The 24,382-nt window shown below is 64.7% G+C and carries 25 protein-coding genes; 18 read left to right on the forward strand and 7 right to left on the reverse strand.

Features of this window, described 5'->3' with window-relative positions:
* Positions 1–21 precede the first annotated feature (21 nt).
* The 7 genes from AAHK20_RS29055 (at position 22) to AAHK20_RS29085 (ending at position 5,412) form a co-directional block, all read left to right on the forward strand.
* Complete coding sequence (locus AAHK20_RS29055; RefSeq protein ID WP_449184949.1) at positions 22–987, forward strand: MlaD family protein; 966 nt, start codon at positions 22–24, stop codon at positions 985–987.
* A 42-nt stretch (positions 988–1,029) separates the two neighbouring features.
* Positions 1,030–1,671, forward strand: a complete 642-nt coding sequence (locus tag AAHK20_RS29060; protein WP_449184950.1) for an ABC-type transport auxiliary lipoprotein family protein — start codon at positions 1,030–1,032, stop codon at positions 1,669–1,671.
* Between the two features lie 72 nt (positions 1,672–1,743).
* Positions 1,744–2,067: a (2Fe-2S) ferredoxin domain-containing protein gene (locus AAHK20_RS29065; RefSeq protein WP_449184951.1), complete on the forward strand. Its 324-nt coding sequence runs from the start codon at positions 1,744–1,746 to the stop codon at positions 2,065–2,067.
* Positions 2,068–2,080: 13 nt separating this feature from the next.
* Positions 2,081–2,725 carry an alpha/beta hydrolase gene (locus tag AAHK20_RS29070; RefSeq protein WP_449184952.1) on the forward strand — a complete coding sequence of 215 codons (645 nt, stop codon included), beginning with the start codon at positions 2,081–2,083 and terminating at the stop codon, positions 2,723–2,725.
* A gap of 204 nt (positions 2,726–2,929) precedes the next feature.
* Positions 2,930–4,156: a D-alanyl-D-alanine carboxypeptidase family protein gene (locus AAHK20_RS29075; protein WP_449184953.1), complete on the forward strand. Its 1,227-nt coding sequence runs from the start codon at positions 2,930–2,932 to the stop codon at positions 4,154–4,156.
* 13 nt (positions 4,157–4,169) lie between these two features.
* The gene (locus AAHK20_RS29080) at positions 4,170–5,105 is read left to right on the forward strand and encodes a D-amino acid aminotransferase (RefSeq protein WP_449184954.1); all 936 of its coding nucleotides are present in this window, start codon (positions 4,170–4,172) and stop codon (positions 5,103–5,105) included.
* Between the two features lie 37 nt (positions 5,106–5,142).
* Positions 5,143–5,412: a DUF493 family protein gene (locus AAHK20_RS29085; protein ID WP_449184955.1), complete on the forward strand. Its 270-nt coding sequence runs from the start codon at positions 5,143–5,145 to the stop codon at positions 5,410–5,412.
* A 25-nt stretch (positions 5,413–5,437) separates the two neighbouring features.
* Here the strand turns inward: AAHK20_RS29085 and AAHK20_RS29090 are convergent, their stop codons facing one another.
* Positions 5,438–6,397 (reverse strand): transcriptional regulator GcvA, encoded by a 960-nt coding sequence (locus AAHK20_RS29090; protein ID WP_449184956.1) that lies wholly within the window; start codon positions 6,395–6,397, stop codon positions 5,438–5,440.
* Positions 6,398–6,498: 101 nt separating this feature from the next.
* Here AAHK20_RS29090 and AAHK20_RS29095 point away from each other — a divergent pair, with 101 nt between their 5' ends.
* From AAHK20_RS29095 to lipA, 3 genes are all read left to right on the forward strand, one after another.
* The gene (locus AAHK20_RS29095) at positions 6,499–6,825 is read left to right on the forward strand and encodes a DUF2917 domain-containing protein (protein ID WP_449184957.1); all 327 of its coding nucleotides are present in this window, start codon (positions 6,499–6,501) and stop codon (positions 6,823–6,825) included.
* A gap of 74 nt (positions 6,826–6,899) precedes the next feature.
* Complete coding sequence (gene lipB / locus AAHK20_RS29100; RefSeq protein WP_449184958.1) at positions 6,900–7,700, forward strand: lipoyl(octanoyl) transferase LipB; 801 nt, start codon at positions 6,900–6,902, stop codon at positions 7,698–7,700.
* The gene (gene lipA / locus AAHK20_RS29105; RefSeq protein WP_449184959.1) at positions 7,693–8,700 is read left to right on the forward strand and encodes a lipoyl synthase; all 1,008 of its coding nucleotides are present in this window, start codon (positions 7,693–7,695) and stop codon (positions 8,698–8,700) included. Before lipB ends, lipA begins: the two co-directional genes overlap by 8 nt.
* Before the next feature lie 99 nt (positions 8,701–8,799).
* Here lipA and AAHK20_RS29110 read toward each other — a convergent pair whose 3' ends face one another.
* Positions 8,800–10,626 (reverse strand): methyl-accepting chemotaxis protein, encoded by a 1,827-nt coding sequence (locus AAHK20_RS29110; protein ID WP_449184960.1) that lies wholly within the window; start codon positions 10,624–10,626, stop codon positions 8,800–8,802.
* A 251-nt stretch (positions 10,627–10,877) separates the two neighbouring features.
* Here AAHK20_RS29110 and tauA point away from each other — a divergent pair, with 251 nt between their 5' ends.
* The 6 genes from tauA to AAHK20_RS29140 all read left to right on the forward strand — a co-directional run bounded on the left by tauA (position 10,878) and on the right by AAHK20_RS29140 (position 18,804).
* Entirely contained in the window at positions 10,878–11,900 is a 1,023-nt protein-coding gene (gene tauA / locus AAHK20_RS29115; protein ID WP_449184961.1) for a taurine ABC transporter substrate-binding protein, read from the forward strand.
* 51 nt (positions 11,901–11,951) lie between these two features.
* Positions 11,952–12,749: a taurine ABC transporter ATP-binding protein gene (locus AAHK20_RS29120; RefSeq protein WP_449184962.1), complete on the forward strand. Its 798-nt coding sequence runs from the start codon at positions 11,952–11,954 to the stop codon at positions 12,747–12,749.
* Positions 12,746–13,636 carry an ABC transporter permease subunit gene (locus tag AAHK20_RS29125; RefSeq protein ID WP_449184963.1) on the forward strand — a complete coding sequence of 297 codons (891 nt, stop codon included), beginning with the start codon at positions 12,746–12,748 and terminating at the stop codon, positions 13,634–13,636. Before AAHK20_RS29120 ends, AAHK20_RS29125 begins: the two co-directional genes overlap by 4 nt.
* 377 nt (positions 13,637–14,013) lie before the next feature.
* Positions 14,014–15,300 (forward strand): dicarboxylate/amino acid:cation symporter, encoded by a 1,287-nt coding sequence (locus AAHK20_RS29130; RefSeq protein WP_449184974.1) that lies wholly within the window; start codon positions 14,014–14,016, stop codon positions 15,298–15,300.
* 78 nt (positions 15,301–15,378) lie between these two features.
* Positions 15,379–17,361, forward strand: a complete 1,983-nt coding sequence (locus tag AAHK20_RS29135) for a sensor histidine kinase (protein WP_449184964.1) — start codon at positions 15,379–15,381, stop codon at positions 17,359–17,361.
* A 36-nt stretch (positions 17,362–17,397) separates the two neighbouring features.
* The gene (locus tag AAHK20_RS29140) at positions 17,398–18,804 is read left to right on the forward strand and encodes a sigma-54-dependent transcriptional regulator (RefSeq protein WP_449184965.1); all 1,407 of its coding nucleotides are present in this window, start codon (positions 17,398–17,400) and stop codon (positions 18,802–18,804) included.
* Positions 18,805–18,940: 136 nt separating this feature from the next.
* Here the strand turns inward: AAHK20_RS29140 and AAHK20_RS29145 are convergent, their stop codons facing one another.
* Both AAHK20_RS29145 and AAHK20_RS29150 read right to left on the reverse strand, forming a co-directional pair.
* Positions 18,941–19,471 carry a TlpA disulfide reductase family protein gene (locus AAHK20_RS29145; protein WP_449184966.1) on the reverse strand — a complete coding sequence of 177 codons (531 nt, stop codon included), beginning with the start codon at positions 19,469–19,471 and terminating at the stop codon, positions 18,941–18,943.
* Positions 19,472–19,660: 189 nt separating this feature from the next.
* A complete protein-coding gene (locus tag AAHK20_RS29150; RefSeq protein WP_449184967.1) occupies positions 19,661–20,095 on the reverse strand; it encodes a hypothetical protein in 435 nt (144 codons plus the stop codon).
* 117 nt (positions 20,096–20,212) lie between these two features.
* Between AAHK20_RS29150 and AAHK20_RS29155 the strand changes: the two genes are divergently transcribed.
* Entirely contained in the window at positions 20,213–21,016 is an 804-nt protein-coding gene (locus AAHK20_RS29155; RefSeq protein ID WP_449184968.1) for a hypothetical protein, read from the forward strand.
* Between the two features lie 331 nt (positions 21,017–21,347).
* Here AAHK20_RS29155 and AAHK20_RS29160 read toward each other — a convergent pair whose 3' ends face one another.
* Together AAHK20_RS29160 and AAHK20_RS29165 are read right to left on the reverse strand one after the other, a co-directional pair.
* Entirely contained in the window at positions 21,348–22,952 is a 1,605-nt protein-coding gene (locus tag AAHK20_RS29160) for a YifB family Mg chelatase-like AAA ATPase (protein ID WP_449184969.1), read from the reverse strand.
* Between the two features lie 98 nt (positions 22,953–23,050).
* Positions 23,051–23,305 carry an accessory factor UbiK family protein gene (locus AAHK20_RS29165; protein WP_449184970.1) on the reverse strand — a complete coding sequence of 85 codons (255 nt, stop codon included), beginning with the start codon at positions 23,303–23,305 and terminating at the stop codon, positions 23,051–23,053.
* Between the two features lie 439 nt (positions 23,306–23,744).
* Here AAHK20_RS29165 and AAHK20_RS29170 point away from each other — a divergent pair, with 439 nt between their 5' ends.
* The gene (locus AAHK20_RS29170; protein WP_137330928.1) at positions 23,745–24,083 is read left to right on the forward strand and encodes a P-II family nitrogen regulator; all 339 of its coding nucleotides are present in this window, start codon (positions 23,745–23,747) and stop codon (positions 24,081–24,083) included.
* A 27-nt stretch (positions 24,084–24,110) separates the two neighbouring features.
* Here AAHK20_RS29170 and AAHK20_RS29175 read toward each other — a convergent pair.
* Positions 24,111–24,382 (reverse strand): hypothetical protein (locus tag AAHK20_RS29175; protein WP_449184971.1); only part of this gene is annotated, 272 nt, incomplete at its 5' end.

Consider the following 24,382-nt stretch of genomic DNA (forward strand, 5'->3'; position numbering starts at 1 on the left):
CGCCTGCAAGGGAACCCGCGAATGGAAAACAAATCACATGCGTTCTGGGCTGGGCTCTTCACGATCGGATTGGCGATCGCGATAGCGTTGACCGTGTTCTGGTTTAACATCGACCGCTCGGTGCGAATCCCGTACGACCTGATCGCACGCACGAACGTGACCGGCCTCTTTACCGACGCCGCCGTCCGCTATCGGGGGCTCGACGTCGGCAAGGTGCAGTCGATCCACTTCGATCATGAGCATCCCGGGCAGATCGTGATCCGCATCCTCGTCGACAAGACCGCGCCGATCACGCATTCCACGTACGGCAGCCTCGGCTTCCAAGGCGTCACGGGCATCGCGTTCGTGCAGCTCGAAGACACTGGGCGCGATTTGTCGCCGTTTCCGTCGTCGACGAAGAACGTCGCTCAGATACCGATGCGCCCCGGGCTGCTCGATCAGTTGCAGGAGCGCGGCGACGTGCTGATGCGCGAACTCGAAAGTGTCGCGAAGCATGCGGACAATATGATGTCCGACGATATGCGCGACCAGTTGAAGGCGACGCTCGCGAGCATGCAAAGCGCGGCCGACAACGTGGCGGCGCTGTCCAAGGCGGCCGCGCCGGTCGCAGCGAAACTGCCGGGCACGCTCGATCAGCTCGACAGTACGCTCGCGTCGACCAACGCGCTGATCTCTCGTGTGAACGGCCAGAACGGGCCGCTCGTGACGAACCTGAACAAGATCGGCGATGCGGCCGATCGCGCGGGCGCCGCGCTGTCGGCGATGGATGCTTCGCTGCAGGACATGACCGCGCGCGTGAACTACGAGACGCTGCCGCGCATCGACGCGTTGACCACCGACGTCGGCAGCGCCGTGCGCTCGGTGGATCGCGCGGCGGACCTGTTCAGCACGAGCCCGCGCAGCGTGCTGTTCGGCGCGCCGGCGGCGGCCCCCGGTCCGGGCGAGCCCGGCTTCGCCTGGCCGAAGGCAGACGCTGCCGCTCATTGAACGAATTGAACGAATTTGAAAATCCAAGTCAGGAACACTGCAATGTCACGCTCGACTGACCGACTATTTCTTGGCCGCATGCCGTTGATCGGCGCGCTCGCGATGATCGTCCTCACGGTTGGCGTACTCGCCGGCTGCTCGCTCGGGCCTCCCGCCGCCGTCGCGAACATCCGCTACGATCTCGGCCCCGTCACGCCGGCGGCGTCCCCGGGACCGCTGCCGCCGTTCAAGGTGCTCGACGTCGGCGCGCCGCAGACGCTCGACAGCGACGGCCTCATTTATCGCCTGAGCTACTCCGACAGCCAGCGCACCGCGACCTACGCGAACAGCCATTGGACGATGCCGCCCGCGCAATTGCTCACGCAGCGGCTGCGCGCGGCGCTGTCGTCGCACGGCACGGTGCTCACGGGCGCCGACGGCGTGCATGCGCCAGTGCTGAAGATCGATCTCGAGCAGTTCGAGCAGGTCTTCGACGGCGAATCGGAAAGCCACGGCGCGCTCACCGCGCGCGCAACGCTGATGCTCGACGGCAAGGTACTCGGCCAGCAAACGTTCGAAGCGCGCGCGCCTGCTAGCACCGCGGACGCCGCCGGCGGCGCGCGAGCGCTCGCCGCCGCGAGCGACGATTTCGTTTCGCAGCTCGTCGTGTGGCTCGGCATGACGCCGGTCGTCGCATCGAAGTGATGTCGAAGTGAGCGGCGTGCGTTTTAGCCGCGCTCGCTATAATCGCCGGGACCTCTCCACACTTCCGACACCATGGATTCCTTCTACAAGTACCACGTCTTCTTCTGCCTGAATCAGCGCGAACCGGGCGCCGAGCGGCCGAGCTGCGCGAATTGCAATGCGCAGGCAATGCAGGAGCACGCGAAGAAGCGCGTGAAGCAACTGGGCCTCGCCGGCCCCGGCCAGGTCCGCATCAACAAGGCGGGCTGCCTCGATCGCTGCGAGGAAGGGCCGACCGTCGTCGTGTATCCGGAAGGCACCTGGTACACCTATGTCGACGAAGCGGACATCGATGAGATCGTCGACTCGCATCTGGCCAACGGCAAGATCGTCGAGCGTCTGTTGATCGACCGCTGATCCGCGCAACGCAATGAACGTTCACACCCAAAAGTTTCTGATCGACGGACCCGTCGGCAAGATCGAAATGGCGCTCGACGTGCCCGACGCCGTGCGCGAAGAAGGCGCCGCGCCGCGCGGCATCGCGCTCGTCGCGCATCCGCATCCGCTGTTCGGCGGCTCGATGGACAACAAGGTCGCGGTCACGCTCGCGCGCACGCTCGTGCAGCTCAACTACGTGACGTACCGCTCGAATTTCCGCGGCGTCGGCGAAACGCAAGGCGAGCACGACAACGGCCACGGCGAGCGCGACGATCTGCTCGCGGTCCTCGACTACATGCGCGCGCAGCCGGGGCAGGCCGATCTGCCGCTCGTGCTAGCGGGCTTTTCGTTCGGCACGTTCGTGCTTTCGCACGTCGCGAAGGCGCTTGCCGAGGCGGGCAAGGAGATCGAGCGGATCGTGTTCGTCGGCACGGCGGCGAGCCGCTGGGAAGTCGCGACGGTGCCCGATAACACGCTCGTCATTCACGGCGAGACCGACGACACCGTGCCGATCGCCTCGGTCTACGATTGGGCCCGGCCGCAGGAATTGCCGATCGTCGTGATCCCGGGTGCTGAACATTTTCTGCATCGCAAGCTTCACATCCTCAAGCGCATCATCGTCGACGCCTGGCGCTGATTTGTATTTTCCGGCATACAGGTACGCATAAAACGCAAAAACGCCACAGCGCGGCGCGTATAATGGGCGCAATTTTTTGCGCGAGTGCCGACGTTTGATGTGACCCCTAGTGCGTGAAAAGTGGGTCGCGGTGACGCGCTCGTGATCGCTCTTCCAACGGCGCGCCCCCCGCGTGCATTGCTCACTACCGCCCGAATCGATCCTATGCGTTTTTCCTCCTCCGGCCTCTCGTCCGTCGCAACGTCTTTCGTTCCGCAATCCGTCAGCCGCGCCGTTTCTCTCGGCCTCCTGCTGCCCGCCACGCTGGTCGCCAGCACCGCGTTCGCGCAGGTGCCGCCGCCGGGCGTGAACGCGCGCTCGTGGGTGCTCGTCGATGCGACCAGCAATCAGGTGCTCGCCTCGGCCAATGCCGATGAGCGCGTCGAGCCCGCGTCGCTCACCAAGCTGATGACGGCGTACCTCGTCTTCGAAGCGCTGCAGACGAAGAAGATTTCGATGGATCAAGTGGTGACGCCGAGCGAAGCGGTGCGCCGCGTGGGCACCGACGAATCGCGCATGTTCATCGAGGCGAACAAGCCCGTGACCGTGCACGACCTCGTCTACGGCATGATCATTCAATCGGGCAACGACGCGGCGATCGCGCTTGCCGAACTCGTCGGCGGCAGCGAGGGCCAGTTCGTCAGCATGATGAACACCGAAGCGCAGCGCCTCGGCATGAAGGGCACGCACTTCGCCGACGTGAACGGCATGCCCGATCCGAACCACTACACGACGGCAGCCGACCTGGCCACGCTGTCGACGCACCTGATCCGCGACTTCCCCGACTACTACAACATCTTCTCGGTCAAGGAATTCACGTACAACAAGATCAAGCAGCCGAACCGCAATCGTCTGCTGTGGATCGACCCGAGCGTCGACGGCCTGAAGACCGGTCACACGCAAGCGGCCGGCTACTGCCTGATCGCGTCGGCGAAGCGTTCGCTGCCGGGCTCGACCGATGTGACCCGCCGTCTTGTCACCGTGATGATGGGCGAGCAGAAGGAACACGAGCGCGTGCAGGACAGCATGAAGATGCTGAACTACGGCTATAGCGCGTACGACACCGTGCGTCTGTACAAGGCGAATCAGGTCGTGCAGACGCCGCGCGTCTACAAGGGTGCGGCCGATAACGTGCAAGTCGGCGTGAAGGGCGACCAGTACATCACCGTGCCGCGTGGCATGGGCGACAAGATCAAGCCGCAGGTCACGCTCGTCGAGCCGCTCGTCGCGCCGATCGCCAACGGCCAGCAGGTCGGTACAGTGCAGATGGTTGCCGACGGCAAGTCGGTCGCGCAGTTCCCGGTCGTCGCGCTGCAGGCGGTGCCGCAGGCGGGCGTCGTCGGCCGTATCTGGGATTCGCTGCTGCTGATGATCAACAAGAAGAAGTCGTAAAGCTTTCAGGACCATGACCGAACAGACGCTGGACCCTGTCGTCTATCTGAATGGCGAGATGACGCCGCTGTCCGAAGCACGCATTCCGGTGCTCGACCGCGGCTTCATCTTCGGCGACGGCATTTACGAAGTCGTGCCGCTCTACGCGAGCGAGCACGGCCTCACGCCGTTTCGCTTCGCGTCGCATCTCGCGCGGCTTTCGCGCAGTCTTGCGAAAGTCGGCATCGAGAATCCGTTCGACGACGACGGTTGGCGTGCGCTGCTCGCGCGTGTGGTCGCGGCGAATTATGCGGAGAACGGCACACCCGCCGATTCCCGTGCCGGCGGTCACGCGCTTGCCTATATTCAGGTTACGCGCGGCGTCGCGAAGCGCGGGCACGCGTTTCCGGCGGGTATCCGGCCGACGGTGTTCATGATGGTCAATCCGATGCGCCTGCCCGACGACGCGGTGCGTGCACGCGGCGTGCGCTGCGTGAGCGCGGAAGACAAACGTTGGCTGCATTGCGACATCAAGTCGGTGTCGCTGCTCGGCAATGTGCTGATGGCGGAGCATGCGGCGAAAAACGACGCGTTCGAGACGATCCAGTTGCGCGACGGGATGCTGACCGAGGCGTCGTCGGCGAACGTCTGGGTGGTGAAGGGCGGCGAGCTGTTTGCGCCGCTTCGCGATCACAAGATCCTCGAAGGCATCCGCTACGGGTTGATCGAGGAGTTGGCGCGCGAATGCGGCATCCGCTTCACCGCGCGCGACGTGACAGACGCGGAGCTGCGCGCTGCCGACGAGATCCTGATCAGCTCGGCGACGAAGGAAGTGCTGCCCGTGACCGATCTGGACGGCGCGCCAGTCGGCGACGGCAAGCCGGGCCCGGTGTATGCAGCGCTATATGCAGCGTATCAGCGCGCAAAGGCGCGCGAGGCGCAGATTGAAGGCGCCTGGGCCTGTAAATAGTCCGGAGAGGCCCCATATAGGCTGCATGGAGAGAAATATGAGCCCGGTCAACGAATCCCTGTTCGAGTTTCCCTGCGACTTTCCCATCAAGGTGATGGGAAAGTCTCACCCCGATTTCGCCGACACGATCGTGTCGGTGATCCAGCAGTTCGACAACGCGTTCGACGCCTCGCGCATCGAGACCCGGCCGTCCTCGGGCGGCAACTACACCGGGCTGACCGTCACCGTGCGCGCGCTGAGTCGCGAGCATCTCGACGATATCTACCGGGCGCTGACCGGGCACCCGATGGTCAAGGTGGTGCTGTAGGGCGACGGGCTATTGCCCTATAGCCCTACTGCCCGGCCGTTTGCAGCACCGCAGCCGCTCCATCCCTTCCTGCTTTGCAGGCGAGGCCGTAGAGCGTCTGAAACTTCCCCACCTCCTCGAATAGCCAGTCCCTGAAGGCGCGGACGCGCGCGGTCTCCAGCGTTCGCGGCGGGCACACGAAGTAGTAGGCCCAGGGGCTCGGCCCATCGATATCGAACAAGCGCACGAGCCGCCCCGCAGCGATTTCATGCATCGCGATCGAGCGTCGCACGAGCGCGATGCCCTGGCCGTCGGCTGCCGCCTGCAGCAGGTTCGACGAATCCTGGTACAACACGCCGCGCTTCGGTTCCGAGGCGCTGATCAGGCCGGCCGCGGCGAACCACGGACGCCAGAGCTCGTCGTCCGAGCGCAGCAGCGCGTAGTTCGGCAGATCGGCGGGCGTCGCCGGCAATTGGCCGCCGTTGTAATGCGGCGAGCAAACCGGAAAAAACACCTCGTCGAGCAGCGGCTCGACGTGCAGCCCCTCGTATTGGCCAAAGCCGAAGCGGACGGCCGCGTCGACGTCGTCGCGCGCGAAATCGGCGAGCGCATTGGTCGACAGCAATTCGAGGTCGATTTCGGGGTATCGCTCGATGAAGTGGCCGATGCGCGGCGTGACCCAGCGCGCCGCAAACGACGACAGGATCGATACCACCAGCCGCCGCTCGCGGTCGCCGGCGCGCACCGAACGCGTGGCCTCGGCGAGCGCCATCAGCGCGGCGCGCACTTCCTTCGCGTAACGGCAACCGACTTCGGTGAGCCGCACCCGCTTGCCGTCGCGCTCGAAAAGCGCGATGCCGAGCTCGGCTTCGAGCGCCCGGATCTGGTGGCTGACCGCGCCGTGTGTGACGAACAGTTCATCCGCGGCGCGCGAGAAGCTTTCGTGGCGCGAGGCTGCTTCGAATGCCTTGATTGCGTTGAGCGCGGGGAGTTGTCGAAGATCCATTGCTAATTTTTCTCACAACGACGTGAAAATTGATCGTTTGGGGGAATCCCTTGCTGCATCTACGATTCTAGTCACGGAACAGCACTTTGACGGAGCGGATCATGCAAGAAATTTCCTCTAGCATCACGTTCGAAATCAACCCTGGCGAAACCGTGCCGATGATGGTCATGAAGAGCACGCGGCTCACGGTGCAGGGCGCGAGCATGTGGGTGACGCGCAGCAACGACACGGAAGACTATTGGCTTGAACCGGGCGATTGCCTGCGCTTGCGCCGCGGCGAGCGGCTCTGGCTCAGCGCGGAAGGCGCTCAGCCGGCGACCGTCGCGTTCTGGGTCGCGCCCCGCCCGAAGGACGGCCTGCGCGACTGGCTGACGGACCTCGGCGCTCGCCTGAGCGTGAGCCTGCGCAGCGGCTGGCGGACCGTTTAACGCGGTGGTCTGGTCGATTCAGCTGACCATTGCGTCCGGCGGGGTGCGCGCGATTTCGGTAAACTACCGCGATCATGTGTGCCACGCCGGTTTCCCCGCTTTCCCGTTCTTCCGATCTGCCTGACGCCGACCCGCTAGACGCGGCGGTCCTCACAGGCACGGCTGATGCGCCCGCCATCCTCCTGCGCTGGCGCGGTCTCGAACCCTACGAAACGAGTTTCGACGCGATGCGCGCGTTCACCGACGCCCGCACCGACGACACCGCCGACGAAATCTGGCTCGTCGAGCACCCTCCCGTTTTCACGCTAGGCCAAGCCGGCGACCCGTCCCACCTGCTGTCGGCCGACGCCGGCATTCCGCTCGTCAAAGTCGATCGCGGTGGACAGATCACCTATCACGGCCCAGGCCAGATCGTGGCTTACCTGCTTTTGAACTTGCGCCGCCGCAAGCTGATGGTGCGCGAGCTGGTCACGAAGATCGAGGAGGCCGTGATCGAAACCCTCGCGGCGTATAATCTGCCGGGCGCTCGCAAGGCAGGCGCGCCCGGCATCTACGTGGCGCCGGGGCCGCAGGCCGGCGTGCACGAGGGTGCGAAGATCGCGGCGCTCGGCCTAAAAATCCGCAACGGTTGCAGCTATCACGGCGTGAGCCTGAACGTGAAGATGGATCTGCAGCCGTTCCTTGCGATCAATCCGTGCGGCTACGCGGGACTCGAAACGGTCGACATGGCGACGCTGGGCGTCGCCGCCGGCTGGGACGACGTGGCCAGGACCCTCGCGGCGCGTTTGGCCGCCAACCTCGACGGCGCTCCCGCGCTCCGCTCTCAACCGCAGGCCGGCACCGCCGCCGTCCGACTGGATCAATCGAATGACTGACGTTACCGCGAACTCCGCCGGCGCTTCCGCCGATTCCGCCGCCAACGCCGCCCCGGCCGCCTATGACGCGACCGTCAAGCAAAAGGCCGAGGCCAAGACGGCACGCATTCCGATCAAGATCGTCCCGATCGAAAAGCTGAAGAAGCCCGATTGGATCCGCGTGAAAGCCGCGACCGGCAGCTCGCGCTTCTACGAAATCAAGCAGATCCTGCGCGAGCACAACCTGCATACGGTGTGCGAGGAAGCGAGCTGCCCAAACATCGGCGAGTGCTTCGGCAAGGGCACGGCGACGTTCATGATCATGGGCGACAAGTGCACGCGGCGCTGCCCGTTCTGCGACGTCGGCCACGGCCGTCCCGATCCGCTCGACGCCGACGAACCCGCCAATCTCGCGCGCACCATTGGCGCGCTCAAGCTCAAGTACGTGGTGATCACGAGCGTCGACCGCGACGACTTGCGCGATGGCGGCGCGGGTCACTTCGTCGAATGTATTCGTCAGGTGCGCGAGCAGTCGCCGGAGACGCGCATCGAAATTCTCACGCCGGACTTCCGCGGCCGTCTGGACCGCGCGCTGACGATCCTGAACGCCGCGCCGCCCGATGTGATGAACCACAACCTCGAAACGGTGCCGCGTCTGTACAAGGAAGCGCGCCCCGGTTCGGACTACGCGCATTCGCTCAAGCTCTTGAAGGACTTCAAGGCGCTGCATCCCGAGGTCGCGACGAAGTCGGGCCTGATGGTGGGCCTGGGCGAAACCGAAGAAGAAATTCTGCAAGTGATGCGCGATCTGCGTGCGCACGACGTCGACATGCTGACGATCGGCCAGTACCTGCAGCCGTCCGAGCATCACCTGCCGGTGCGCGCGTATGTGCATCCGGACACGTTCAAGATGTACGAGGAAGAGGCGTACAAGATGGGCTTCACGCACGCGGCCGTCGGCGCGATGGTGCGTTCGAGCTATCACGCCGATCTGCAGGCGCACGGCGCGGGCGTGGTTTAAAGCCTTACGCGCGTTGTAGTCAAAGAAAATCGGGCGGCCTAGGCCGCCCGATTTTTTTATCGCGCACGTGTGACGTGCTCTTTCTTATTGTGCCTGTCGTTAAGCCGCCGTCATCGCACCGCTTCGCGCGAGCTTGAAAGTACCGACGCTCTGCGCGAGCGTCGCCGCCTGTTCCCGCAACTGGCTCGCGGCTGCAGCCGATTGCTCGACGAGCGCGGCGTTCTGCTGCGTCACGTTGTCGAGCTGCGACAGCGCCTGGTTCACCTGCCCCAGCCCCGTGCTTTGCTCCGACGTCGCGACGCTGATTTCGCCGATCACGCTCGCGATGCTGCGTACGCCGTCGACGATCTCGTTCATCGTCGTGCCGGCTGTCTGCACGAGTCCCGAACCCGCCTCGATCTTCTCCACCGATGAGTTGATCAGCTCCTTGATCTCCTTCGCGGCCTGCGCGCTGCGTTGCGCGAGCGCCCGCACTTCGCCGGCGACGACCGCGAAGCCGCGCCCGTGCTCGCTCGCGCGTGCCGCTTCGACGGCCGCGTTGAGCGCGAGGATATTGGTCTGGAACGCGATGCCGTCGATCACGCCGATGATGTTCGCGATCTGCGTGGACGCCTGCGTGATCTCGTTCATCGTCGCCACCACTTCGGTGACGACCTGGCCGCCGCGCGTCGCGACGCTCGATGCCGATTCCGCGAGCCGGCTGACTTGATTGGCCGAGTCGGCAGAGTTGCGCGCGGTGCCGGCGATCTCTTCGAGCGCGGCCGCCGTTTCCTGTAGGCTCGAAGCCGCGTGTTCGGTGCGGCTCGACAAGTCCTGATTGCCCTGCGCGATCTCGGCGCTCGCGACGTTCACCGATTCGCTGATCGTGCGGATCTGCAGCAGGATGTCGCTGATCTTCTCGGCGAAGAGATTGAACGCGCGTGCGATTTGCGAGGCTTCGTCGTCACCCGCTTCCGGCAGGCGGCGCGTGAGATCGCCGCTGCCCGAGCTCACGTCGATGAGCGCGTCGCGCACTTGCAGCACACGCTTGAACGCCGCGTTCGTCAGCGCGCCGACCAGCGCCGCCGCGATCAGCGCGACGATGATGATCGCGATCACCGTGGTCGTCGCCACCGCGCGCATGCCGGCGGTCACGTCGGACTTGTCGAGCGCGAGGACGAAGCGCCAGTCGGTGCCGGGAATCGGCTGCGACTGCAGCAGCTTGGTGGCGCCGTCGACCTTGGCCGCCATCGGCTCGGCTGCGTTCGAAAGCGCGCCGAGCGCGTCGGTCGTCAAATCCGGCGACAGGTCTGTCGCCGGTTTCATGATGAGATCGCTCTTGGCGGTGGCGAGCAGCTTGCCGGATTGATCGACGAGGAAGGCGAAGCTCGCGGGTGTCGGGTGCACGGCGGCGACGACCGAGCTCACGCCGTCGAGGTACACGCTCGCCGCGATGATGCCTTTGAGCGCGCCGTCGCGCATCACGGGTACCGCGAACGACACGGCGTACTTGCCGTTCGAGGCGTCGGTGAACGGCGCGGTCACGATCAGGTGGCCGGCCGCCAGCGCCTGCTTGTACCAGGGGCGCGCGGTGGGGTCGTAGTTCGGCGGCAGCGAAGTGCCGCCCGTGAACGCCGTCTTGTCGGGCAGGCCCAGCGTCACGACCTGGAAGTCGCCGGACTTGGCGAGCAGCTTGAGCGCGTCGGTGGGGTCGCCTGCGCCGATATTGATCGTGTCGGCGAGCGCCTGGGCGACCCTCGCTTTCCCCGAAACCCATTCTTCGATCGCCGTAGTGTTACCGGTCGAAATGGATTTCAGGTTTTCGCCGATCGTCTGCTCGTTGTCCTTCTTGACCACGTAATAGACGAGGCCTCCGGTTACCGCGAGCGCGGTGACGACGATCGCGACACAAGTCGCCAGAATCCGCGTGCGAATCGATGCAAACATTGCGCTTTCCGTATAGGTGAGATTGCGGGTAAGAGGTTGACTTGCCGGGAGCGACGTACCCATGAGTTATCGGCAGGGGGGAGGGGAACTTGAAGATGGGTTGTAAGCGGCCGTGTAGTTTGGAAAGAACGGGAAAGGAATACGCGGCCGTTGTGGATAGCAATCGAGAATTCGTTAGAACGGATCGCAGCCGAAATCCCTATAGTCGGAAGCCTTTCAGACAACTTCGTTTACTGACGGGGGTTTTCCGCATGATCCGATCCGTTCGCACACTCGCTGGCGCTGCGGCGCTCGTCGCGCTCGCCAGCCTCTTCGCGCCCCGCGTTCACGCCGAAACACGCGAAGTCGTGATCGCCTATCAGGACATGGTGGTGCCATGGCGCTACGCGCAGGCAACCGGCGAAGTCGAAAAGGCAACAGGCTACAAAGTCACTTACCGCAAGCTCGCCAGCGGCGCCGACGTCGTGCGCGCGCTCGCGTCGGGCTCGGTGCAGCTCGGTGAGGCGGGCTCCAGCCCGATCGCAGCGGGCCTGTCGCAAGGCGTCGATATTTCGCTCTTCTGGATTCTCGACAACATCAACGATGCGGAGGCGCTCGTCGCTCGCGACGGCTCCGGCGTGACGAGCGTGGCGGGCCTCAAAGGCAAGAAGATCGGCGTGCCGTATGTGTCGACTTCGCATTTCCATACGCTCGTCGCGCTGCAGAGCGCGGGCATCAATCCTTCGGACGTCAAGATCGTCAATCTGCGTCCGGCCGACGTCGCGGCGGCCTGGGACCGCGGCGACATCGACGCAACCTATATCTGGGACCCGGTGCTCGCGAAGGTGAAGAAGAACGGCCGCGTGCTGATTACGTCGGGCGAGGTCGCGAAAGAGTCGGGCAAGGCGACGTTCGACGGCTTCGTCGTCGACCGCAAATTCGCACGCGAGAACGCCGAGTTCGTGACGCGCTTCGTGAAGGTCTTGGCGGCGACCGATGCGAGCTATCGCGATCACAAGTCGGCCTGGAATGCGGGCTCGCCGCAAGCTGCGGCGGTTGCGCAGGAGTCGGGCGCGAACGCGCAGGACGTACCCGCGAGCCTCGCGCTTTACGCATTTCCGGCGCTTTCCGAACAAGCGTCGCCGACGTGGCTTGGCGGTGGTGCGCAAGCGGGTGCGGCGAAGTCGCTGGCGGCCACGGCGACGTTTCTGAAGGCTCAGGGCACGATTCAAAACGTCTTGCCTGATTATTCGACAGGTGTCGATCCGCAGTTCGTGCAGCGCGCGTTGCGTTGAACGCCGCTCTCGTGACAAGAGATTCGGATATCGAAACGTTGAGGCTTCGACATGAACCGGCTCGAGATTCGACAACTGCACGTCGCGTATGAAAGCGCGCGGGGCCGCGCGGCGAACGTGGCGCTCGCCGACGTCAACCTGACCATCGATGCGGGCGAGTTCGTCGTCGCGCTGGGCGCTTCGGGATGCGGCAAGAGCACGCTCCTCAACTGCATCGCCGGTTTCGTTCAACCGACCGAAGGCGAAGTGCGCATGAATGGGCAACGGATCAGCGGACCCGGCGCCGAGCGCGGCGTCGTGTTCCAGAAGTACGCGCTGATGCCGTGGCTGAATGTGCTCGACAACGTGGCGCTCGGTTTGCGCTTCAAGGGGATGGCGAAGCGCGAACGTGAACGCGTCGCGCGCGACACGCTCACGCTGGTCGGCCTCGAACGCTACGCGCACGCGAGCGTGTATGAGTTGTCAGGCGGGATGCAGCAGCGCGTCGGCATCGCCCGCGCGCTGGCGAACGATCCGCAGGTGCTGCTGATGGACGAGCCGATGGGCGCGCTCGACGCGATGACGCGCGAGTCGATGCAGGAGCTGGTGCTCGACATCTGGGGGCGCACGCGGAAGACCGTGTTCTTCATCACGCACAGCGTCGAAGAGGCGCTGTTTCTTGCGACGCGTCTCGTCTTGATGACGCCGAGCCCGGGCCGCATTGCCGAGACGTTTGAATTGCCGTTTGCGCGGCGCTTTCTTCAATCGGGCGATGCGCGGGCAGTGAAGTCGTCGCCGGATTTCATCGAGTGGCGCGAGCGGCTGGTGGCGCTGCTTCACCATCGCGTGTCGAATGAGGTCACGGCATGAGCAGCGGTCACGAATCGTTTGCGGAATCGGCGGGCAGCGCTCGACGAACCCCGGCTCCTGCTACGCGCCGTCTCAGGCGTCGAGACGCGGCGCGTACGCGTTCCTATCGCTCGCCGGGTGAAGGACCGACTGCGGCATTGAGTGCGGCCTCGGTCGCTGTCCTGGTTGCGATGTGGTGGCTCGCCACGCATCTGCACTGGATCGCGCCTCTTTTCTTGCCGTCGCCCGAATCCGTTTGGGCGGCGTTCATCGACGCGTGGCATGGCCGGATTCAGGGCGGCTTGCCGCTCTCCGAGCATCTCGCCTGGAGCACGCTGCGCGTATTCGGCGCGTTCTTGCTGGCGGCGCTGACGGCGGTGCCGGTCGGCATCCTGATGGGCGTGAGCCGTATCGCGCGCGGCTTGCTGGATGCGCCGCTGGAATTCTATCGGCCGCTGCCGCCGCTCGCGTATTTGCCGCTCGTCGTCATTTGGTTCGGCATCGATGAAACCGCGAAGATCGTCGTGATTTACCTCGCGTGCTTCGCGCCTATCGCGATGGCGGCGCGGGCGGGCGCCAGGAGTGCGACCGTCGAGCAGATCAATGCGGCGTATTCGCTCGGCGGCGGGTTCTGGCAGGTCGTGCGCTTCGTCGTGTTGCCGGCTGCGCTGCCGGAGATCCTGACCGGCTTGCGCATCGCGATCGGCTTCGGCTGGACGACGCTCGTCGCCGCCGAGATGGTGGCCGCCACGGCCGGGCTCGGGCAGATGGTGCTCAATGCGTCGAGCTTTCTGCGCACGGATGTCGTGGTGATGGGCATCGTGCTGATCGGCGCGATCGCTTGGGGTTTCGATCTGGCGATGCGGGGGCTCGAGCGCCGGCTCGTGCCTTGGAGAGGGCGGAGCTAGGCAAGCGGGAAACGCGATCCCGGCGATCCGGATCTCTGGACGCCGCCTATCTCGAATTCCGGAAACCCGGAACGATGCGGCACGCCTCAGGGATAAAACCCGTTAAAAATCAAACCCCTGCGGTCGCCTATCTAGTTGGCATCGCCCTTGCAATGTAAGAGCCGCGGCCGCAACGGTCCGCCTACTTACTAAAGCAAGGAGACAGCCGATGATCGATTCCCCCGCCTGGCATTTCTGAACCCGTCGCTCAAGGCGACCTTTCGCGCCATTTCGTCCCATTTCGCGCTCACGCCAAGCGACCGGCCTTCGTTGGTTCGCGCCGCGCGCGGGATCGTACCGGCCACCGGCCCTTCGGCCCATCCACTCAGTCTGGAACCATCGTGAAGAAACCGTTCTATAAAGTCCTCTATGTCCAGGTGATCGCAGCGATCATCATCGGCATTCTGTTCGGCCACTATTCGCCCGATCTCGCGGTCGACATGAAGCCGCTCGGCGATGGCTTCATCAAGCTCATCAAGATGGTGATTGGCCCGATCATCTTCTGCACGGTCGTTACCGGCATCGCGGGCATGCAGGACATGAAGAAGGTGGGCCGCGTCGGCGGCAAGGCGCTGCTCTACTTCGAAGTCGTGTCGTCGTTCGCGCTCGTGCTCGGTCTCATCGCGACGCACGTGCTCAAGCCCGGCGTCGGCTTCAACGTCGATCCGGCGACGCTGAACGGCAAGGAAGTCGCGAGCTACGCGGCGAAGGCGCACGGCCAGAGCACGGTCGACTTCTTCATGCACATCATTCCGAACACGGTCGTCGACGCGTTCGCGCAAGGCGAAATCCTGCAGATCCTGCTTGTCGCGATGCTGTTCGGCAGCGTGCTGACTCAGCTCGGCGAGCGTGGCAAGATCGTCACCGATTTCATCGAGAGCATCTCGCACGTGTTCTTCGGCATCGTGCGCATCATCACGAAGCTCGCTCCGATCGGCGCGTTCGGCGCGATGGCGTTCACGATCGGCAAGTACGGCGTCGGTTCGCTGCTGCCGCTCCTCAAGCTGATCGGCACGTTCTATCTGACCTCGGTCGTGTTCGTGGTCGTGGTGCTCGGCATCATCGCGCGTCTGGTCGGCTTCAACATCTTCCGGTTCGTCGCTTATATCAAGGAAGAGTTGCTGATCGTGCTCGGCACGAGTTCGTCGGAAGCGGCGCTGCCGCAGCTCATGCAGAAGCTCGAAAAGCTCGGCTGCTCGCGCTCGGTCGTAGGCCTCGTCGTGCCGACCGGCTACTCGTTCAATCTCGACGGCACCAACATCTACATGACGATGGCGGTGCTCTTCATTGCGCAAGCGACGAACACCGATCTCACGCTCACGCAGCAGCTCACGCTGCTCGCCGTGACGATGATCACGTCGAAGGGCGCGAGCGGCGTGACGGGCGCGGGCTTCATCACGCTCGCCGCGACACTCGCCGTGGTGCCGACGATTCCGCTCTCGGGCATGGTCCTCATCCTCGGCATCGATCGCTTCATGAGCGAGTGCCGCGCGCTGACGAACATCGTTGGCAACGGCGTGGCGACGGTGGTCGTGTCGGCTTGGGAGAAGGAGCTCGACCGCGCCCAGCTCACGCGCGCTTTGCGCCGCAGTGAAGTGACCGTCGACGAGACGGCCGCAGTCTAAAGCGATGAGCGAAGCGGCGTCGCGCCTCGCGCGCCGCTGCTTCGCGGCACCGCGCGGCGCCCTGTTCCTCTCGAAGCAATGAGCACCGCAGAACAAAGCGCCCGCGAGCCGGACAGCCTGGCGCGATATGCCAGAATAGTCGATCCCCACCGACTGGAATCCGCCACCGTGACGCGCCGCCTGATCGTCGTTTTCGCGCTTCTCGCGACGCTCGCGGCGGCCTGCGCGCTGACGTGGAGCATCACGTGGCAGCGCGGCGCCGACGAGTTGCGGCGCAACGCAGCGGTGCGCGCCGACCGCACGACGAACGCGCTCAAGAGCACGCTAGAGCGTTACGAGTCGCTGCCTTACTTGCTCGCCGAGCATCCGCTCGTGCAGGACGTGCTCGCCGATCCCACGCCGGACAGCGTCGCGCACGCCAACCGCTACCTCGAGGACGTCAACCGCCACGCGCGCGCGACGCAAACCTACATCATTCGCGCCGACGGCTTATGCGTCGCGGCGAGCAACTGGAACCGCCCGGACAGCTTCGTCGGCGTCCAATATCTTTTCAGGCCGTACTTCGTCGATGCCGTGAAAGGCGGCGTCGGACGCTTCTTCGGCATCGGCACGATCTCGCACGACCCCGGCTACTTCATCTCGCAGCCGGTCTATCGCGGCGGCAAGATCGTCGGCGTCGCGGTCGTCAAGCTCAACCTCGAATGGTTTCCCGGCACCGATGCGTTCGAGCCGCTCGTCGTCACGGACGATCACGGCGTGATCTTCCTGTCGTCGGTGCCGGCGTGGAAATATCACACCGTGCGGCCGCTGCCGGGATCGGTCGCGACATCGATCTTCGAGACCCGGCAATACGCGCAGCAGAGCATCGCGCCGCTGCCGATGACGATCGAGCGAACGCTCGACGACGACGCGCGGATCGTGCGCATCGGCGGCGGGCGGCTCGCGCCGCGCTATCTCGCGACGCGCCGTTCGGTTGGGGTGCCGGACTGGCATCTGATCACGATGGCGTCCGTCGATGCAGTCGACACCGACGCGCGCAACGCGACGGTCGTCACGGGTTTCGGCTTCGTGTCGCTCTGTCTGCTTGGCTTCTATTGGCGGATGCGCCGTGCGCGCGTGCGCGAGATGGTCAAGAGCCGCGCGTTGCTGCAGAAGGCGTATGCGGAACTGAACCAGCGCGTCGCGGAACGGACTGCGGACTTGTCCGAAGCGAACGAGCAATTGCAGAAGGAAGTCGGCGAGCGCACGCGCGCCGAGCAGGAGTTGCGCGCGGCGCACGACGAACTCGTGCAGGCGAGCAAGCTCGCGGCGCTCGGCCAGATGGCGGCGGGCATCACGCACGAATTGAATCAGCCGCTCGCTGCGCTGCGCGGTTTCTCGGATAACACTCGCGTGCTTCTGGAGCGCGGCGATCAAGCGGCCGCGCGCGAGAATCTCGAAGCGATTGCCGCGCTCACCGAGCGCATGGGCAAGATCACGAATCAGCTCAAGCTGTTCGTCGGGCGCGCCCGGCCGCGAAACGAGCGAGCGCTGGTTGCGCGAGCCCTGCGCAACTCGTTGAACCTGCTGCAAAAGCGCCTACAGGGTGTCGTGCTGGAGGTCTCGCTGACGACGGCCGATCGCGCCGAGTCCGCAGGCGATCCCACCGCGCATCGTGTCTTCGACGTGAACGACGAGCACCCGGAGCTTGTCGCGCGCTGCGACGACCTGCGTCTCGAACAAGTGCTCATCAATCTGATCGGCAACGCGCTCGACGCGGTCGCCGGACTGGCTGAGCCGCGCATCGCCATCGAGATCGATGAGGCTGTTACGTCGCTCTCGATCACCGTGCGCGACAACGGTCCCGGCATTGCCGCCGATGCGCTGCCCCGTCTTTTCGAGCCGTTCTTCACGACCAAGGAAATGGGGCAGGGGCTTGGCCTCGGCCTCGCGATCTCGTCGTCGATCGCGCGCGATTGCGGCGGCTCGCTCACGGCGAAGAACGCGGACGACGGCGGCGCGGTGTTCGTCTTGACGCTGCGTCGCGTGCGCACGCATAGTCCAGACACGCTTCCTTCGTGAACGGAATGCCCCCTTTTAAGTGACAAGTGACAAGCGATGGCGAACGGCCTGCAAGTGATCTATATCGAGGACGACGAACTGGTGCGCCGCGCCAGCGTGCAAAGCCTGCAACTGGCCGGCTTCGACGTGGACGGGTACCCGTCGGCCGAAGCGGCGCTGCGCGCGATCGGGGCATCCGCAGGCGCGGCCGGCTCCATCGGCAACGACTTTCCCGGCGTGATCGTCAGCGACATCCGCTTGCCCGGGATGAGCGGTCTGGAGTTGCTCGCTCAATGCCATGAGCGGGCGCCGGACGTGCCGGTGATCCTCGTCACCGGCCACGGCGACATCTCGATGGCCGTCCAGGCGATGCGCGACGGTGCGTATGACTTCATCGAGAAACCGTTCGCGTCCGAGCGCCTGATCGAAACTGTGCGGCGCGCTTTGGAGCGCCGCATGCTCGTGCTCGAAAACGTCGCGCTGCGGCGTGAGCTGGCAGGACAGAACGCGGTTGCGCCGCGCATCATCGGCCGCAGTCCGGCGATCGAGCAGGTGAGAAAGCTGATCGCGAACGTCGCGCCCACCGATGCCTCCGTGCTCATCAACGGCGACACCGGCGCCGGCAAGGAATTGATCGCGCGCAGCCTGCATGAAATGTCGCCGCGGCGTGCGAAGCCGTTTGTCGCGCTCAATTGCGGCGCGCTGCCGGAGCCGATGTTCGAATCGGAGATGTTCGGCTACGAGCCAGGGGCTTTTACTGGTGCGGCAAAACGCCGCATCGGCAAGCTCGAGCATGCGTCGGGCGGCACGCTGTTCCTGGACGAGATCGAGAGCATGCCGCTCTCACTGCAGGTGAAGCTCCTGCGCGTGCTGCAGGACGGCGTGCTGGAGCGGCTTGGCTCGAACCAGCCGATTCGCGTGAATTGCCGCGTGATCGCGGCGGCCAAGGGCGACATGGCCGAGCACGTGGCGGCGGGCACGTTCCGGCAAGACCTGCTCTATCGGTTGAACGTCGTGACGATTGCGCTGCCGCCGCTCGGCGAACGACGCGAAGACATCGTCCCGCTCTTCGAGCACTTCCTGCTCGATGCCGCCGTGCGCTATGGGCGTCCGGCGCCGATCCTGACGGACGGACAACAGGCTGCGCTCATGCGGCGCGACTGGCCCGGCAACGTCCGCGAGCTGAGGAATGCCGCCGATCGCTTCGTGCTCGGCATCGCCGACGGGCTGGGCGACGCGGCGCGTGGCGCTGCGAGCGAAGCGGCGACGGCGTCGCTCAAGGAGCAAGTCGAGCAATTCGAGCGCGCGGCCATTGCGCAAGCGCTGGAGCAGGCGGGCGGTGCAGTGGCGCAGGCCGCCGACCGGCTGCAGGTCGGCAAGGCGACGCTCTACGAGAAGATCAAGCGGTACGGCCTCGCGGACCGAGGCGACGGCGGCAAGGATGGCGATAAGGAAGCGGGTTGAGTGGGCGGCTTGCAGAGCCGGTGCGGCAGAAACGAAAAAGGGCGCTAACTGCGCCCTTATCGTTTGATGCCGCCGCCGCTAAGCGCGAATCGCTAGTTAGCGGCTGCTTCGTGAAGTCGAAAAACTCAATGCCACTTCAGGTGGTGCTCAACGCCTTCGAAAGCAACTGATCGAGCTCCGCGAACTGCGGCTCGCCGACGTAGCGCTTCAGGATCTTGCCGTTCTTGTCGACCAGGAAGGTGGTCGGCGTGAGCTGCACGTTGCCGAATTGCTTGGCGGCGCTGCCGTCGTCCATCGCGACCTTGAACGGCAACTGGCGGGTTTGCGCGTAGTTCACCACGTACATCGGCGCGTCGTAGTTCATCGCCACCGCCACGAACTCGAGCCCCTGGCCCTTGTAGCGGTTGTACGTGTCGATCATCTGCGGCATTTCCTTCATGCAGGTCTCGCAGCTCGTCGCCCAGAAGTTGATCAGGTAGACCTTGCCTTTGAGATCGGCCGTCGAAACCTTCTGGCCGGACAGCAGCGTGAAGGTCGCATCGGGCACTTTTTGCTGGCCGCCGAACGCGAAATAACCGGCGACGGCAATGGCGGCGACCACGATTGCCATCGCGACATAGCGGATGGGATTCGTGCGGCGCGTCGTGGAAGCGGGAGTCTGACTCATGGATCGAACCTCGGTAGCGCTTAAGCGTGAAAAGCGCGGCAAAGAAGCGCGCCTATTGTACCGTCGCGTCGCGGATTTCGCATGGGCGGCGGTACGGTCGGTCTACTGAGGTTCGGTATAAGGGAGACAGATCCGACCGCCGGCCCAGGTCGCTTATATTGCTTTGGGTCGTGCCGCCGCCGCTTGGGCTCAGTCCTGGTAATGCTTGTGGTGCTTGTACTTCTTCTTGTAGCCGTGGCTGTAGTCATCGGAATACGAATTGTTGCGCGAGATATTGCCGCCGAGCGCCGCACCTGCGCCTCCGCCGAGCGCTGCGCCGACCAGTCCGCCGGTGGTGCCGCCCATCGCGTTGCCCGCCGCGGTGCCGGCCCCGCCGCCGAGCGCGCCGCCGACGATGGCGCCCGTGCGCTCGCGCTTGTTCGACGTCACTGCGCCGCCGGCGCCGCCACCGACCGCGCCACCGATCACCGCGCCGGTGCTGCCGCCGATCGCGTTGCCGACCGCCGCGCCTGCAACGCCGCCAAGCGCGCCGCCGAGCGCGTTATTCATGTCGCCGGCCACGGCAGGCAGCGAAGCGACAGCCGCCGCGGCGACAAGCGTAATTCCGACAATTTTCTTCAACATCTGGTTTACCCGTGGTTTTGAGATAGCGGGCGCCAGTGTAGCAGTCCATATGAAAGTGGTTTGTAAAAATGTGTGAACGACATGAAGTGACTTGACACAGCTCGCAAAAAGGCCGAGTTGGCGAGCGCCCTTGTTATTTGGGGCTCGATAAAGCCGTCGCGGCGCATGCGAAGAGGGCCGCACCGGCGACGCTTTGCCCCATGCGATAAGATCGCGGCGACCCGCGTTTTAGCTCCTTCCTGTTACCACGTCATCCGCCTTATGTTTCGGTCCGCTTTTATTCTTCTTGCGTCGTTGCGTCCCATCAAACGCGTGATTTGCCGTGCGGCCTTCGGCCTCGGTACTCGTTCGCCAAGGGACGGCTCCGCCTTCGCCAGCTCACCCGCAGCTGCGTTGCGAGTGTTTGCCGCCGCCAGCCTATTGGGTTGCGCGCTCACCGCGTGCTCGCCGGACTACGATTGGCGCACGATCATGAACAGCGCCGACGGCTATACGATCGACCTGCCGGCGAAGCCAGTGAACGACGAGCGCGACGTCGATATCGGCGGCGCGCGAATGAAGATGAAGATGCAGTCGGCGCGTACTGAGGGTGCCGTTTTCGCGATCGGCACGGTGGTTCTGCCGAGCGACGACCCGCAACTGCGGCAATCGGTGCTCGATTACCTGCGTACGGGATTGGCGCGCAACCTGGGCGCCGCCCCCGAAGCCCGTCCCGCGCAGATTCCGCTTGCCGCTGGCGGCGTGGTTCCAGGTCTAGAGATGAGCGTGAGCGGCGACGCAGGCGAAAAGCGCGAGCACAGGACGATACAGGTGCGTCTGGTTGCCCGCGGCAAGCATGTGTACCAGGCGACCATCATCGCCGACAAGGCGCCGCCCCAGGAGCAGATTGATCAATTCTTCCAGTCGTTCAAGCTTTACTGATCCCTAGGACAAAGAGGCCACGAAAAGCGCCTGAGATCGAGTCTCAAAGTGAAAGTTCCTTCATAGGATGTGTCGCTAATTGCCGGATTTTGCGACGGTTTTTTAGCTATCCACAGCTCCTGTGGATAACTTTGTTGAAAACTCCTCCGCACGAGCCCGGGAACCCCGTCCTGCGGGCATGTCAATAGTTTGCCCCGAAAGGTGGCAACGGGAAAAATTCAAATAAATCAAAGGGCTGCGGATCATCCTTCGGGCGATGCCTTCAAACGGGCAATTGAAGCGGCGATGCCGGGAAATGTGCATAAGTCAAGTCTTGACAGCACCGGCGAGCCTATGACGGTGAGAAAACGCGTCGATACTGCACGGCTTCGGCGACCTGCGCGGCATTTGGGGTGTCGTTCCCCGCGAGATCGGCAATCGAGCGCACGACCTTGAGCACGCGGTAATAAGCGCGTGCCGACCAGCCAAACCGTTCACCCGACTCGCGCAGCAGCGCCTCGCCAGTGGCATCGGGGCGGCAGACTTCGTCGACCTCGCGCCCGCTCAACTCGCGGTTCATCTTCCCTTGCCGCGCGAGCTGGCGCTCGCGTGCCGCGACCACACGCGCGGCGATCGACGCGCTCGACTCCCCGCCCGCCGACGAGCGCGCCGCCAATTCCGCCGGTGTCAGCGCAGGGATTTCGATTTGAATGTCGATCCGATCCAAGAGCGGCCCGGACAGCTTGCGCGTATAGCGCGTGGCGATCTCCGGCGTGCATCGGCAGCGGCCGTTCGGATCGCCGCGCCAGCCGCACGGGCACGGATTCATTGCGGCGATCAATTGGCAGGCGGCCGGGAAGTCGGCTTGCAGCGCGGCTCGCGAGATCGTGATGCGACCGGCTTCGAGCGGCTCGCGCAGCGTCTCGAGTACGTGGCGGTCGAACTCGGGCAACTCGTCCAAGAAGAGCACGCCGAGGTGAGCCAGCGTGATCTCGCCGGGCTGCGGCGGGTTGCGTCCGCCGACCAGGGCCGCTGCGCTCGACGAATGATGGGGCGCGCGAAACGGCCGCTGCCGCCATTGGGCCGGCGAGAATCCAAGCATGCTGGCCGACAGCAGTGCGGCGGACGTGAGCGCTTCGTCGTCGCTCATGGGCGGCAGCAGGCCCGGCAGACGCGCCGCTAGCATCGACTTGCCCGCGCCGGGCGGCCCGACCATCAGCACGTGATGTCCGCCGGCCGCGGCGACCTCCAGCGCGCGGCGCGCGCCGCTCTGGCCGATCACATCGGCCATGTCCGGAAGCGCTGCAGGCGTCGCGCCGCTGATCGAAGGCGCCGCGACTGGCGCGAGCCGCCCGTCTTCCGCGCCTGCGAGGTGAGCGCAGAGCGAAGGCAAATCCGCGGCGCCGTAGACGTCGACGCCAGGAACGAGAGCGGCCTCGCTGGCGCTTTCGAGCGGCAGATACAGTTCAGGGGTGCGGGAGTCGCCAGGATCGGGGAGGGCGGATCTTAAGACGCTTTCGGCGCCGGCTGACGAGCGCTCGGAGCGGCTATGCCCATGACGGCCGCGCGCCGTGCCGCACGCCATCGCGAACGCGCCGCGCATCGGCCGGAGCGCCCCGGTCAGCGAGAGTTCGCCCGCAAATTCGCGGTGCGCGAGCGCTTCAACCGGAATCTGACCGCTCGCGGCCAGGATGCCGAGCGCGATCGGCAAGTCGAAGCGCCCGGATTCCTTTGGCAGATCGGCCGGCGCGAGATTGACGGTGATCCGCCGCACGGGGAATTCGAAGCCGCAGTTCTGCAGCGCGGCGCGCACGCGCTCGCGGCTTTCGCGAACTTCGAGATCGGGTAGGCCGACGATCGAAAACGACGGCAGCCCGTTGGCGAGATGGACTTCGACGGTAACTTCGGGCGCACGGCCAGCGGCCGGCGCGCGTGAGCGCACCACGGCAAGCGACATGTTTTCTCCCTGCTAAAGAGGCGCTGTTACTGCCGCCCCTTCGTTTCTAACGACTTCACGGCTCGCTTGCCGGTGAGGCTCAATAGACGATCAGGACATCAGGAGTCTTGCGAGGTGGAAAGCTTTTGCTCGAGCTCGGCTACGCGCCGCTCGAGCTCTTCGAGCCGCGCACGGGTGCGCACGAGCACCTGGGTCTGCGTATCGAACTCTTCGCGCGTGACCAGATCGAGCTTCGAAAAGCCCTGCGACAGCATGGCCTTCACGTTGCGCTCGACATCCTTGGCCGGCGAGTTCTTGAGCAGCTCGCTCATGCGGTTCTGAAAGTCGTTAAAGACGTCGTTCGGTTGCTTCATAAGTTCCCCTTGGCTGCACGAAAAACGTGCATCTATCGTTTCGACCGCGCACCACATGCGCGAATGAGCGAATTTGGTGCGCGACAGACTTTCTTTGCCACGCCCGTGAGCGCGTTTGGTGCGTGCTTCGGCGTGTAAGGCGTCTGAACACTCTAGCAACGATCCCGACACCACGCCAGCGAGTCGGCCCGGCGTTAGCCATCAGGCCGATGCGGCAGTCCGCCACCTTGATTTGCACCTTTGTTCGCGCCAGCCGTAGCAATTGGCACGCGAGTTGCTGTTGTTGGCCGGCACTCGCTGGCGCGCATTGTAGCGGCGCTTAGCGAATCGGCGTGGCCAACAGGTACGAAAGGGACGGAACGGGACCGGCCACGACCGATGCACAAGGCATCCGCACGGGTTACGCAAATAAGGTTACGCAAACTAAAGCGAGGATTCTATGAAGCTCATTACCGCAATCATCAAGCCGTTCAAGCTCGATGAGGCACGCGAAGCCTTGTCGGCCATCGGCGTCTCAGGGATCACGGTGACCGAAGTGAAGGGGTTCGGTCGCCAGAAGGGGCACACCGAGCTGTACCGCGGGGCCGAGTACGTGGTCGATTTTCTGCCGAAGGTGAAGATCGAGGCCGCCGTGACGGACGATCTGGTCGAACAGGCGATCGAAGCCATCGAGCGCGCTGCACGCACCGGAAAGATCGGCGACGGAAAGATCTTCGTCACGCCGATCGAACAAGTGGTTCGGATCCGCACCGGGGAGACCGGCGCGGACGCCCTGTAAATAGCCCTGTAAAAAATTAGATAGCGACTAGAGGAAACGAAAGATGCGCAAATTATTGATGTCCTTGCTGATGGCCGGGTCGCTGCTGGGTGGCGGCATCGGTGCAGCTCTCGCGGACGACGCGTCCGCGCCTGCTGCGGCGTCGGCCGCCGCCGCTTCGGACACGACGGCAAGCGCCGCAGCCCCCGCTTCGGCGCCTGCGGCAGAGGCTTCGGCCGCCCCGACGGCGAGCGCCGCAGCCGCGCCTGACGCATCGGCGGCATCGGCTGCGGCCGCTCCCGCTGCGCCGACCGCGCCGT

It is taken from the genome of Trinickia camelliae, from assembly GCF_053525655.1.

Bases quoted from the DNA above. Each gene is read 5' to 3' on its own strand.
- lipB (WP_449184958.1), top strand. From the start codon at position 6,900: ATGTGTGCCACGCCGGTTTCCCCGCTTTCCCGTTCTTCCGATCTGCCT.
- AAHK20_RS29075 (WP_449184953.1), top strand. From the start codon at position 2,930: ATGCGTTTTTCCTCCTCCGGCCTCTCGTCCGTCGCAACGTCTTTCGTT.
- AAHK20_RS29085 (WP_449184955.1), top strand. From the start codon at position 5,143: ATGAGCCCGGTCAACGAATCCCTGTTCGAGTTTCCCTGCGACTTTCCC.
- AAHK20_RS29070 (WP_449184952.1), top strand. From the start codon at position 2,081: ATGAACGTTCACACCCAAAAGTTTCTGATCGACGGACCCGTCGGCAAG.
- AAHK20_RS29055 (WP_449184949.1), top strand. From the start codon at position 22: ATGGAAAACAAATCACATGCGTTCTGGGCTGGGCTCTTCACGATCGGA.
- lipA (WP_449184959.1), top strand. From the start codon at position 7,693: ATGACTGACGTTACCGCGAACTCCGCCGGCGCTTCCGCCGATTCCGCC.
- AAHK20_RS29150 (WP_449184967.1), bottom strand. From the start codon at position 20,095: ATGTTGAAGAAAATTGTCGGAATTACGCTTGTCGCCGCGGCGGCTGTC.
- AAHK20_RS29145 (WP_449184966.1), bottom strand. From the start codon at position 19,471: ATGAGTCAGACTCCCGCTTCCACGACGCGCCGCACGAATCCCATCCGC.
- AAHK20_RS29095 (WP_449184957.1), top strand. From the start codon at position 6,499: ATGCAAGAAATTTCCTCTAGCATCACGTTCGAAATCAACCCTGGCGAA.
- tauA (WP_449184961.1), top strand. From the start codon at position 10,878: ATGATCCGATCCGTTCGCACACTCGCTGGCGCTGCGGCGCTCGTCGCG.
- AAHK20_RS29060 (WP_449184950.1), top strand. From the start codon at position 1,030: ATGTCACGCTCGACTGACCGACTATTTCTTGGCCGCATGCCGTTGATC.
- AAHK20_RS29065 (WP_449184951.1), top strand. From the start codon at position 1,744: ATGGATTCCTTCTACAAGTACCACGTCTTCTTCTGCCTGAATCAGCGC.
- AAHK20_RS29110 (WP_449184960.1), bottom strand. From the start codon at position 10,626: ATGTTTGCATCGATTCGCACGCGGATTCTGGCGACTTGTGTCGCGATC.
- AAHK20_RS29120 (WP_449184962.1), top strand. From the start codon at position 11,952: ATGAACCGGCTCGAGATTCGACAACTGCACGTCGCGTATGAAAGCGCG.
- AAHK20_RS29090 (WP_449184956.1), bottom strand. From the start codon at position 6,397: ATGGATCTTCGACAACTCCCCGCGCTCAACGCAATCAAGGCATTCGAA.
- AAHK20_RS29135 (WP_449184964.1), top strand. From the start codon at position 15,379: ATGAGCACCGCAGAACAAAGCGCCCGCGAGCCGGACAGCCTGGCGCGA.
- AAHK20_RS29160 (WP_449184969.1), bottom strand. From the start codon at position 22,952: ATGTCGCTTGCCGTGGTGCGCTCACGCGCGCCGGCCGCTGGCCGTGCG.
- AAHK20_RS29140 (WP_449184965.1), top strand. From the start codon at position 17,398: ATGGCGAACGGCCTGCAAGTGATCTATATCGAGGACGACGAACTGGTG.
- AAHK20_RS29165 (WP_449184970.1), bottom strand. From the start codon at position 23,305: ATGAAGCAACCGAACGACGTCTTTAACGACTTTCAGAACCGCATGAGC.
- AAHK20_RS29125 (WP_449184963.1), top strand. From the start codon at position 12,746: ATGAGCAGCGGTCACGAATCGTTTGCGGAATCGGCGGGCAGCGCTCGA.
- AAHK20_RS29080 (WP_449184954.1), top strand. From the start codon at position 4,170: ATGACCGAACAGACGCTGGACCCTGTCGTCTATCTGAATGGCGAGATG.
- AAHK20_RS29170 (WP_137330928.1), top strand. From the start codon at position 23,745: ATGAAGCTCATTACCGCAATCATCAAGCCGTTCAAGCTCGATGAGGCA.